This window comes from Streptomyces sp. NPDC057424 (genome assembly GCF_042803315.1).
Lineage (GTDB): Bacteria > Actinomycetota > Actinomycetes > Streptomycetales > Streptomycetaceae > Streptomyces.
This window is the reverse complement of record NZ_JBHVCP010000026.1, coordinates 91,627-102,242: the sequence shown is the minus strand read 5'-3', so window position 1 is coordinate 102,242 and position 10,616 is coordinate 91,627. Positions and strand designations below refer to the sequence as shown.

Genomic DNA, 10,616 nt, shown 5'->3' with positions numbered 1-10,616 from the left:
GTTTAAAACACACTGGCTGGGGGGCGCCCCCGGGCCCCCGCAACTGGCGGGGGGGGGGGCCACCCCCGAGCAGGCGTGCACGCCACCGCGTTCGTGCCGGGGGACGGGTCAGCCGCAGCTGCCCGAGATCCACCGGTGGGAGCGGACCTTGTACGTACCGGCCAGGTTGCCGCCGTGCTGCTGCCGGGTGCAGCCGATGCGGTCGGAGTAGTTGGCGCCCCGGTAGTACGCGACACCGCTGGAGCTGCTGGTGCCGGCGTTCCACACCGACTTCACATTGGTCGTGGCGGCCCAGGAGCACCGGATGGAACCGCTCTGCCAGTCGGGGTCGGCCACGTCCCAAGAGCACTTGCTGCCGGTGAAGTTGGCCCCGGTCCAGAAGCAGATGTGTCCGGAGGCGCAGTCCACCGCGGCGGGAGCGGCCGGTGCCGCCGACGCGGAGCTCGGCACGGCCAGGGCGGTGACGGCGGCGGCGCTGACGGCGAGAACCGCGAGCAGCGGGTTCGTACGGGTGTGCCGGCGGACGGAAAGGCGCATGAGCCTGGTCTCCTCGGAGATCGGGGGACGGTGGTGCGGACGGCCCGACGCTGGCAAGGCACGACCGGGCCGGGCAAGGACGGCGGGGCCTGCTGGGATGCCGGGACGGCGTCCCACCGCCCGCCTGGCGCGTTCCGGAACCGATGGGACGGCCACGGGACGCCTTTGGTGGCACAGTGTCGGCACGAGACGCCCGACCAGCGTCCTGTTGGGGATTTCCGAGGGGGAGAGGCGTTGTCCGCGTGCCCAGAAACGGAGCGGTTCGCCGCGCTGTTGCGTTCGCTGAAGAGCCGTTCCGGACTGAGCTACGAGGCCCTCGCCCGGAAGTCCGGACTGGCCGGTTCGACGTTGCACCGCTACTGCCGGGGGACGTCGGTGCCCCAGGACTACGGGAGCGTGCACCGGCTGGCCACGGTCTGTGGCGCGACCTCCGACGAACTGCGCACCCTGCACCGCCTGTGGGCACTGGCGGACGCGGCACGGGCTGCCGCGGCCGGTGCCGGTGCCGGGGAAGAGGAGGACGACCGGGCCGAACCCGAGGCCGAAGCGCGGGCTGACGACACGGACCCGGCCCCCGCCCGGGACGCCGGGCCGAGCCCCCGGCCCGCCGGCCGGCCGCGCCGGCGCAGGCTGCGCACCTCCGTCGTCACCGCCGCGGTCCTCGCCGCCGTCGGCGTGTCCGCCTGGGCCCTGTCGAACGGCCGGGCACCCTCCGGCGGCGGGAGCACCGGTGAGGACCGGCCGTTGTTCTCGGCCAACTGTCCGCCCGTGATCGCGATGGGCGAGCACGACGAGTGCGTGCGGGAGGTGCAGCGTCTGCTGCACGCCAAGGGCGCGGACATCGGCGTGGACGGGGACTTCGGGCCGCAGACCCTGCGCCGCGTCACGGCCTTCCAGGTGCTCGCCGGACTGCAGCCCAACGGAGTCGTGGCGGAGCCGACGAAGAAGGCGCTGTACGCCTCGCGTGTCCGGATGGGCGTGTGGTCGCCGCAGAAGGTGCGGCAGCGGGTCCGGGAGGTGTTCCCCGAGGTGCCGGACAAGGCGGTGGCGATCGCCGACTGCCAGTCCTTCCTCGACCCGCTGCACATCCTCCCCAACACCAACGGCACCCGGAACTGGGGCCTGTTCCAGATCTCCGACGCCCGGCTGCGCGAACTGGACGGCACGCCACGCGACGCCCTGAACCCGGAGTGGAACATCCAGGCGGCCCGCAAACTGTGGAGCCGGGACCGCGACTTCGGCGACTGGCCGCACTGCGAGCGCGCCGCCGACGCCCCCCGGTCCCCGGCCGCCCCGCACTCGCCCACAGCGGCACGGCCGGCGCACTGAACGCCGCCGCCCTCGGCGTTCGCGGGCCGGATTGCGACGGCACACTCCCGGGTGAGATCGGTACACAGGCGGGCAAGGAAGAACACCCCTCCACGAGGAAGGGGTGTTCCTGTTCTGGGAGGTACTCCGGCCGGTCGGCTACGAGGTCCGCACCTCGTAAGCCGTCACCCGTACCGCCTCGTCGTCCAGGCACTGCCCGGACGCCAGGTCGAAGCGCTGTTTCAGCAGGGGCGAGGCCACGAACGGGCGGCCCTGGCGGCTGCCGATGAGGCCGCGGGAGAGGACCGCCGCGCCGGTGAAGGGGTCGCGGTTGTCGATGGCGAACAGCTCACCGGAACGATCGCGGAAGATCGCGGCCTGCCGTCCGTCCGGCAGCAGTGCGGCCACCCCGCGGCCCGGGAGCAGCGTGCTCAGGTCACAGACCGTGAACCAGTCGCCGTCAAGGGCGAGTTCGATCTTGAGGTCGGTGGTCTCGAGTGCCAGGGTCATCGCTGGGCGCTTCCTTCCAGTACGTCAGCGGCGGGTCGCATGCCGATGGACAGCAGCGGCAGGTCGGGCTTCATCTGGTCGCGCTCGGGCACGAAGGCGACAACCGGGTCCGGGGTGTCCGGCGCGTTCACGAAGGACACGAACCGGGAGAGCTTCTCGGGGTCGTTGATGGTCTCGGCCCACTCGTCGCGGTAGTGCGCGACATGTGCCTGCATCAGCTGCTCCAGCTCGTCGCAGATGCCGAGCGTGTCGTGCACCACCACGTCCCGCACGTGCTCGAGGCCGCCCGGGATCCGGTCCAGCCAGGTCGAGGTGCGCTCCAGGCGGTCGGCCGTACGGATGTAGAACATCAGGAACCGGTCGATCAGCCGCACCAGTTCGGCGTCCGACAGGTCCTGCGCGAGCAGGTCCGCGTGGCGGGGCGTGGCCCCGCCGTTGCCGCCGACGTACAGGTTCCAGCCGTTGGCGGTGGCGATGACGCCGAAGTCCTTCGACTGGGCCTCGGCGCACTCGCGCTGGCAGCCGGAGACCGCCGACTTCAGCTTGTGCGGGGAGCGCAGGCCCCGGTAGCGCAGCTCCAGGTCGATCGCCATGCGCACGGAGTCCTGGACCCCGTAGCGGCACCAGGTCTGCCCGACGCAGGACTTCACCGTGCGCAGCGACTTGCCGTAGGCGTGGCCGGACTCGAAGCCGGCGTCCACCAGACGGGCCCAGATCAGGGGCAGTTGCTCGACGCGGGCACCGAACATGTCGATCCGCTGACCACCGGTGATCTTCGTGTAGAGGCCGAAGTCGCGGGCGATCTCACCGATCACGATCAGCTTCTCCGGGGCGATCTCGCCGCCGGGGATACGGGGGACGACCGAGTACGAGCCGTTCTTCTGCAGGTTGGCCAGGAAGTGGTCGTTGGTGTCCTGCAGGGCCGCCTGCTCGCCGTCCAGGACGTAGCCGCTGGCGCCGATCGTCGGGGCGAGGGAGGCGATGATCGAGCCGACGGCCGGCTTGCAGATCTCGCAGCCGTCACCGCCGCGGGCCTCCTCGCGGCCGTGGCGGTCCAGCAGGTCCTGGTAGGTGTTGATGCGCAGGGCGAGGACGATCTCGTACAGCTCCTCGCGGGTCTGCCCGAAGCAGCCGCACAGGCCCTTGTCGACCTCGACGCCGTTCGCCTCCAGCTCGGCGTTGACGAGCTGGCCGAGGACCTTGACGCAGGAGCCGCAGCCGGTCCCGGCCTTGGTGCACTTCTTCACCTCGGGCACGGTCGTGCACTGGTGGTCGGTGACCGCGCCGCGGATCGTGCCCTTGGAGACGTTGTGGCAGGAGCAGACGATCGCGTCGTCGGGCAGCGCGGACGGGCCGAGCTGGACGGACTCCCCGGCGCCGGCCGGCAGCACGAGCGACTCGGGGGCGACCGGCGGGACCGAGCCGGTGAACGCCTTCAGCGTGCCGTACGCCTCCGCGTCGCCGACCAGGATGCCACCGAGCAGCGTGCCGTCTCGGCCGATGACCAGCTTCTTGTACAGGCCCGCGCGGGAGTCGGAGTAGACGACGTCCAGGCAGTCCTCGGCGGTGCCGTGCGCGTCACCGAAGGACGCCACGTCCACGCCGAGCAGCTTCAGCTTGGTGGAGAGGTCGGCGCCGGTGAAGGACGCCTCGTCCGAGGCGATCGTGGCCGCCGCCGTCTCGGCCTGCTCGTAGCCGGGGGCCACCAGGCCGTACACCCGGCCGTCGGAGGCCAGCGCGCACTCGCCGATCGCGAAGACGTGCGGGTCGGAGACCGTACGGCACTGCTCGTCGACCGTGATGCCGCCGCGCTCGCCGACCGTCAGACCGCAGTCGCGGGCCAGCTGGTCGCGGGGGCGCACTCCGGCGGAGAACACCACCATGTCGGCGGCCAGTTCGGAGCCGTCGGAGAGCTTCATGCCGGTGACGGCACCGTCCTCGCCGACGACGATCTCCTGCGTGCCGACGCCCGTGTGGACGCTCAGGCCCATCTCCTCGATGGTGCGCAGCAGCGCGGCACCGCCGCCGTCGTCCACCTGGACGGGCATCAGCCGGGGCGCGAACTCGACGATGTGGGAGGTGAGTCCGAGACCCTTCAGCGCCCCCGCTGCCTCCAGGCCGAGCAGACCGCCGCCGACCACGGCGCCCACCTGAGCCTTGCTCTTCGCGTACTCCTCGATCGCGAGCAGGTCCTCGATCGTGCGGTAGACGAAACAGCCCTCGGCGTCCTTGCCCGGGACCGGCGGCACGAAGGGGTAGGAGCCGGTGGCCAGGACGAGGACGTCGTAGTCGACGACGAGACCGGAGCGGGCCGTCACCTTCCGCGCCTCACGGTCGACGGTCTCGGCCGGGTCGCCGACGTGCAGCTCGATGCCGTGGTCCTCGATGAACCGCATGTCCGTCATGGACAGGTCGTCCGGGGTCTTGCCCGAGAAGTACGAGGTGAGCTGCACACGGTCGTAGGCCGGGCGTGGCTCCTCACAGAGCACGACCACGCGGTGCGTGGCGGTCAGGCCGCGCTCGGCCAGCGCTTCGAGGAAGCGCTGGCCGACCATGCCGTGGCCGACGAGCACGATCGTGGGGGTCGCCCCCGGGGTGGCCGTCATCAAGAGCCTCCGTCGTTGGTGAGCAGGTGGAGCAGGGGGCCGCCGTCGGAGGGGAGCGGCTCTGCTCCCTCCCAGGCGCGGGCGAGCGCGCCGACGGTGCCGAGTTCGCCGACGAGGACCCCGCCGACCAGGCGGTCGTCGCGGACGACGACCTTGCGGTAGGTGCCGCGGGTGGCATCGGTGAGCTGGACGACGTCGTCGCCCGGGAGCGCCTCGGTCTCGCCGAACGCGGCGAGGTCGAGGGGGCTGTCCTGCCCGTTCAGCGTGAGCCGGGTCAGGGAGCGCGTGCCGGTGTACCGGGCGGTCGTGTCACCGGCCAGCAACTCCGCGAGCGCGTCGGCCTGTTCCAGCGCGGGAGTGGCGAGTCCGTAGAGGACGTCCGCGTGCTGGGCGCAGTCGCCGATCGCGTGGATGTGCGGGTCGGAGGTGCGCAGCTCGTCGTCGACGACGACACCCTTGCGGACGTCGAGCCCGGCGGCCTGCGCGAGACCCACCCGGGGGCTGACGCCGCAGGCCACGACGACGAGGTCGGCGTCGAGTGCGTACCCGTCGGCCATCTCCACCGAGCGGACCGCGCCGCCGACGCACCGCACGTCCCGTACGCGGCACTCGGTGTGCACCTCGACGCCCAGGTCGGTCAGATGCCGCTTGACGAGCTTCGACGCGGCCGGGTCGAGCTGGCGCTCCATCAGCCGCTCGGACTGCTGGGCGAGCACGACCTGGGCGCCGCGCAGCGCGAGCGCCCGAGCTGCGGAGACGCCGAGGAGCCCGCCGCCGATGACGACCGCCTTCACGCCCGGCCGGACCGCCTTGGACAGGCCCAGGCAGTCGTCCATGGTGCGGAAGGCGTGGACGCCCTCGGGCAGTTCGTGATGCTCGGTGAACAGGCCGCGCAGCGGCGGCAGTACCGGGTTGGAGCCGGTGGCGAGGACGAGCCGGTCGTATGCGATCACCGTGCCGTCGGCGCACTCGACGGTCCGTCCGTCGCGGTCGATGCCGACGACCCGGCCGCGCGTGGCCTGCGCGGGCGCCGGCAGGGCGATCACCTCGGGGCTGTACCGTCCGGCCAGCACCTCGGCGAGCAGCACCCGGTTGTAGGGCCGGTGCTCCTCCTCGCCGATCAGCAGCGCGGGCGTGCCGAGCTCACCGAGGCGCCGGGCGAGCCGTACGCCCGCCAGGCCGGTGCCGATCACCACCACACGCTCATTCGAGGTCATGCACTTGAGCGTGCGGTGCCGGTGTTACCCGGCAGCATCACCTCTGTTTCCCGCGGGGAACGCTGCCCTCAGCGGGCCGGGGTGGTGCGTGTGAGGGTTCCCGAACTGCGACGACGGTGGCTGTGAGGGGCCTCGCACGAGCCTCGCACGGGCCTCGCACCGGCCTCGCACGGGGTCCCGATCATGCCCGGCGCATCGCTGACCACCGTCGTCCTGCACTGTGTCGCGGCCCTCGCCGCCGGCTGGACCGACGCCGTGGCCGGAGGGGGGCGGCCTCCTGCCGCCGCCGGTGCTGCCGGCTCTCCTCAACCTGGCGTACGTGCGGTGGCCGGCCTAGGCGACGCCCGGGTCCCGTCGCAGATCCAGCAGCTCGACCATCCCCGTGCCGTCCTCGTCCCCGTGTCCCTGCGCGAGCCTGCGCTCCATCAACTCCATGTACGGCGTCAGCAGCTCCGGGCCGACCCGCTGCTCCTCGGCCGTGCGCAGGAGGGTGGCGTTGCCCGCGACCTGCATGGCGAGGCTGGAGACGACGTCGCGGGTGTAGTCGCCGCTCTGCAGCTGGTCGGCCGTCTGGTGTGCGGCCGGGGCCATCGCGGAGAGCCAGTCCACGAGCAGCGGTGCGAAGTCCTTCGGCGCGATGTCCTCCGGGCGGATCAGCGCGAAGGCGTGCGTGATCCCCGCGAACATGCCGCTCATCGCGCTCAGCAGCGCCACGTCGTGCAGTGCGGCGAAGCCCGGGTCGGCTCCGACATAGCGGGTGCCGGCCGGGACCGTGAGGGTGTCCCGGTGCTCCTCGAACAGCTCGGGGGAGCCGCTGTAGAAGACATGTCCGCCGGACTCCGGCACCCCGATCATCGGCGGTACGGCCATGATCCCGCGTCCAGGAAACGGGCGCCGCGCGCCTCGGCCCAGGCGGCGCGCGTACGGCCCTCGCCGGGGGTGCCGGTGGTCAGGTTCACCAGGTCCCGCCCGGCGAGATCGGCCCCTTCCAGGGCCTCGCCCACGGAGGCGTCGTCGAGCAGGCAGGCGATCACCAGGCGGTTCGCCGCCACGGCCTCGGCGGCGCTCGCGGTGACCACGGCGCCCTCGGAGGCGAGTGCCCGAGCGCGGGCGGGCGTGCGGTTCCAGACGGTCACCTCGTGCCCGGCGGCGAGCCAGACGCGGGCGAGGGCGGTGCCCATGGCACCGGTGCCGAGCAGGGTGAGCGGGGTGCGGGAGACAACTGCGGTGTCGGTCATGGCGTTTAGGCTCGTCGCAGGGGAAGCGCCTGCTCAAGTACGTACTTCGAAGTGGGTGGTTACCCCGGGGGAAGGATCCAGGCAGCGCAAGGGGAGGGCTCGGGCATGGGATCGACGGGGCGGCGGCCGGGGGCGTACGTCTGCGGGATCGACGCGGCGATGGACGTGATCGGCGGCAAGTGGAAGGTGCTGATCCTGTGGGCACTGAACGAGCGGCCGTGCCGCTTCGGGGAACTGCGCCGCGAGCTGCCGGGCGTCACCGAGAAGGTGCTCGCCTCGCACCTCAGGGAGATGGAGGCCGACGGCCTGGTGCACCGTGAGGCGTACGACGAGGTGCCGCCGCGGGTGGAGTACTCGCTGACGGCCCGGGGCGCGTCCCTGAACGAGGCGCTGGAACCGCTGGGGGCCTGGGGGAGGGCCAACATCCTGAGTGCGTCACCGGCTGCCGGTCAGGTGCGCGAAGACGACGACGTTCCCCTGGTAACCGGTGCCGCGTGAGTAGCCGCCGCCGCAGGTGATGACCCGCAGCTCGGGGCGGCGGGCGGCGCCGTAGACCCGCTCGTCGGGGAAGTCCTTCGCGGCGTACACCGCGACGGCGTCCACGGTGAACACCGCGACGCCGCCGTCGCGCCGGTCCACCTCGATCGTGCTGCCCTTGGTCAGGGCGCCGAGGTCGTAGAACACGGCGGGGCCGTCGGCGTTGTCGACGTGGCCGGCGACGATCGCGGTCCCCCGCTCACCGGGGGTCGTGCCGGCCTCGTACCAGCCGGCGAGGTTCTCGTCGGCTGCGGGCGGTACGCCGAGTCTGCCGGTCTTCGTCAGGCCGAGCCCGGTCAGCGGCGCATCGACCCGGATCGCCGGGATACGGATCCGGTCGGGCGGCGAGGGCGGCAGCGCGGGCACTCCGGGCCGCTCGCCGGCCAGGCCGTCCAGCCCGGCCCGGGCCTGCGCGGCGGACGGCTGCGGCGGGGCGTGCGTCTCGGCGCCGTCGCGCAGCAGCCACACACCGGAGCACAGGGCGAACACCGTGAGGGCCGCCATGGCCGCGTTCGCGGGATTGCGGACGCCGCTGCCGAACCTGGGGGACGTGCGCATACCCACCCTCTTCTGATCTCCGGCCCCGTACCCCCCTCCGGGCCGCGAGGGGCGTCGGACCCGGAGGGGGAGGGGACATGCGGTACCGGCGACGGACAGCGGAGGGTGTCCGTCAGATCCCGTCGCCTCTCGCCCGGCGATGCAGGAGCCAGGTACCGCCCGCGGCGGCGACGGCGAGGGCCGCCACACCGGCCGCGGTCTGCACGGGATCGGGGCCCAGGGCGCCGCCGACCCCCGTCTTCACACTCCCCCGGGGATGCACCCGCCCGCGCATCGACGTCAGCGTGACCACCAGGTCCCCGGTGATCCGCCGGCCGCTGCCACTGCAGGTGGCGGTGATCTCGTACGTGCCCGGCTGCGCACTCGGCGGCACCTTGAACCGCCCGGTCGCGTCCCGCCCGTGCGCGTCCGGCGCCAGGCTGAGGGAACCCGCTCCGACCGCGCTCGCGTCACCCGTCGCCGAGCCGCCGTCGCCGCAGGCCGCCGTGCGCACCGTGACCTGGCCCCCGGGCACGACCGGGGCCGGGGACACCTCCAGGCCACCGGCGGACGCGCCGTACGCCGGGGCGGCGGCGAGAGCCGCGGTGGCGACGGCGAGCGCGGTACCGGTCAGCGGCCGGGCGGTACGTCGCATCGGTGCTCCTTCGAGCGGTTCGGTCGTGCGCCTGCCCTTCCGAGGTAACGGGCGGCCGGACGACCGCGCTTGCTGAAGGGGTGTCAGAAATGGGGTGAACGGGTGTCAGTGAGGAGTGAACCGGCGGTTTTCCGCGCCCGTTTCGGCAGGTCACGGGCGTTCGGCGGGCGGTGCCGGGGAAAAGCGCGGGGCGCGCGTGTGAACGGGTGACCCCGGGGTGCACCCCGGCGCTTGACCTCAACAATGGTTGAGGTACGAGGCTGTGCCGCATGAACACCACCGCTACCGAGCAGGCCGCCCTGCGGCAGACCGCGACCGACCCGCTCAGGCTGACCCTCGTCGTGGGCAGCAACCGGCACGGCCGCTTCGGCCCCGTCGTCGCCGACTGGCTCCTCGGCCGCATCCGGGACCGGGACGACCTGGTCGCCGAGGTCGTGGACGTCGCCGAGGCCGCGCTGCCCATGTCCCTCGAACCGACCCCGGAGGCGACGGCCGCGCTGTCCGGCATCACCCCGAAGCTGGCCCGCGCGGACGTCTTCGTGGTCCTCACCCCCGAGTACAACCACTCCTTCCCGGCGGGCCTGAAGAACCTGGTCGACTGGCACTTCACCGAGTGGCAGGCCAAGCCCGTCGGTCTCGTCTCGTACGGCGGTCTGTCCGGCGGCCTGCGCGCCGCGGAGCACCTGCGTCAGGTCTTCGCGGAGCTCCACGCGGTGACGGTCCGCGACACCGTCTCCTTCCCCAACGCCGGCGCCTCCTTCGACGACCGGGGCGCCCCGCGCGACCCGTCCGGCCCGGACGCGGCAGTGAAGACCATGCTGGACCAACTGGTGTGGTGGGGACGTGCGTTGCGGGAGGCCCGGGGGAGGTGGCCGTACGCCGGCTGAGCCCGCGTCAGGCGCACACCGCCGCCCTCATGCCGGGAACTTCACACCCGCGCCCGCCAGTCCCCGCCCGCGATCGCCCGACCCCGGGACCGCAGCCGCGTGGCGACGGCGGGCGCTGCCACGTACACCCAGGCCCGGACGGCCGCCCCGTCGGCCTCCCGTACGACCTTCCGCTCGACGCGCACGTACAGGCTGCGCGGATCCCCCGGCACGTACTCCTCCAGCCGGTCCAGCTCGGCGAGCAGTTCCTCGTAGGCCTCCGGCAGCGCGGTGACCAGCTCCCCGCTGACCACGCCGCCGCCCGGTTCCTCGACCGCGTACGGGTAGCCCGGCCCCGCGTACAGGACCGCGCCGGCGAGCATCCCCGGTTCCTCGGAGCGGGTGCGGCCGCGCAGGAAGAGGTCATGGTTGACCTCCCCCGGGCGGAGGGTGCCGTAGACGAAGAAAGGGAGGGTCACAGGAACGATTCTGCACCCTCACACACCTCCACAGCGGGGCTATGGACTTGCCATGTCCGCGCCGCATTAACTCGCGGTCAACATCAACGCCGCCCCCGGTCGACCCCACGCGACCGGGTGTGCCCG

The 10,616-nt window shown here is 72.8% G+C and carries 10 protein-coding genes and 1 pseudogene; 3 read left to right on the top strand and 8 right to left on the bottom strand.

What is annotated here, in order from left to right:
* Positions 1-108 precede the first annotated feature (108 nt).
* Entirely contained in the window at positions 109-537 is a 429-nt protein-coding gene (locus tag ACFU3E_RS21585; protein ID WP_384160446.1) for a peptidase inhibitor family I36 protein, read from the bottom strand.
* Between the two features lie 234 nt (positions 538-771).
* Between ACFU3E_RS21585 and ACFU3E_RS21580 the strand changes: the two genes are divergently transcribed.
* Entirely contained in the window at positions 772-1,866 is a 1,095-nt protein-coding gene (locus tag ACFU3E_RS21580) for a helix-turn-helix domain-containing protein (protein WP_384160443.1), read from the top strand.
* A gap of 138 nt (positions 1,867-2,004) precedes the next feature.
* On the opposite strand, the gene nirD is transcribed toward ACFU3E_RS21580, so the two are convergent.
* From nirD to ACFU3E_RS21560, 4 genes and pseudogenes are all read right to left on the bottom strand, one after another.
* A complete protein-coding gene (nirD, locus tag ACFU3E_RS21575) occupies positions 2,005-2,355 on the bottom strand; it encodes a nitrite reductase small subunit NirD (RefSeq protein WP_384160440.1) in 351 nt (116 codons plus the stop codon).
* A complete protein-coding gene (gene nirB / locus ACFU3E_RS21570; protein WP_384160437.1) occupies positions 2,352-4,961 on the bottom strand; it encodes a nitrite reductase large subunit NirB in 2,610 nt (869 codons plus the stop codon). The genes nirD and nirB overlap by 4 nt, the downstream gene beginning before the upstream one ends.
* A complete protein-coding gene (locus ACFU3E_RS21565; RefSeq protein WP_384160434.1) occupies positions 4,961-6,178 on the bottom strand; it encodes an NAD(P)/FAD-dependent oxidoreductase in 1,218 nt (405 codons plus the stop codon). Before ACFU3E_RS21565 ends, nirB begins: the two co-directional genes overlap by 1 nt.
* Before the next feature lie 333 nt (positions 6,179-6,511).
* Positions 6,512-7,416: pseudogene (locus tag ACFU3E_RS21560) on the bottom strand (NAD(P)-dependent oxidoreductase).
* Between the two features lie 105 nt (positions 7,417-7,521).
* Between ACFU3E_RS21560 and ACFU3E_RS21555 the strand changes: the two are divergent.
* Positions 7,522-7,914, top strand: a complete 393-nt coding sequence (locus ACFU3E_RS21555; RefSeq protein ID WP_384160431.1) for a winged helix-turn-helix transcriptional regulator — start codon at positions 7,522-7,524, stop codon at positions 7,912-7,914.
* Here the strand turns inward: ACFU3E_RS21555 and ACFU3E_RS21550 are convergent.
* Together ACFU3E_RS21550 and ACFU3E_RS21545 are read right to left on the bottom strand one after the other, a co-directional pair.
* The gene (locus ACFU3E_RS21550; RefSeq protein ID WP_384160428.1) at positions 7,852-8,511 is read right to left on the bottom strand and encodes a class F sortase; all 660 of its coding nucleotides are present in this window, start codon (positions 8,509-8,511) and stop codon (positions 7,852-7,854) included. The genes ACFU3E_RS21555 and ACFU3E_RS21550 overlap by 63 nt on opposite strands.
* A 112-nt stretch (positions 8,512-8,623) precedes the next feature.
* A complete protein-coding gene (locus ACFU3E_RS21545) occupies positions 8,624-9,145 on the bottom strand; it encodes a hypothetical protein (RefSeq protein WP_384160425.1) in 522 nt (173 codons plus the stop codon).
* A gap of 269 nt (positions 9,146-9,414) precedes the next feature.
* On the opposite strand from ACFU3E_RS21545, the gene ACFU3E_RS21540 reads away from it, so the two are divergent.
* Positions 9,415-10,032 carry an NADPH-dependent FMN reductase gene (locus ACFU3E_RS21540; protein WP_384160422.1) on the top strand — a complete coding sequence of 206 codons (618 nt, stop codon included), beginning with the start codon at positions 9,415-9,417 and terminating at the stop codon, positions 10,030-10,032.
* 41 nt (positions 10,033-10,073) lie between these two features.
* On the opposite strand, the gene ACFU3E_RS21535 is transcribed toward ACFU3E_RS21540, so the two are convergent.
* Positions 10,074-10,490, bottom strand: coding sequence for a gamma-glutamylcyclotransferase family protein (locus ACFU3E_RS21535; protein WP_384160419.1), 417 nt, complete (start codon positions 10,488-10,490; stop codon positions 10,074-10,076).
* Between the last annotated feature and the right edge of the window lie 126 nt (positions 10,491-10,616).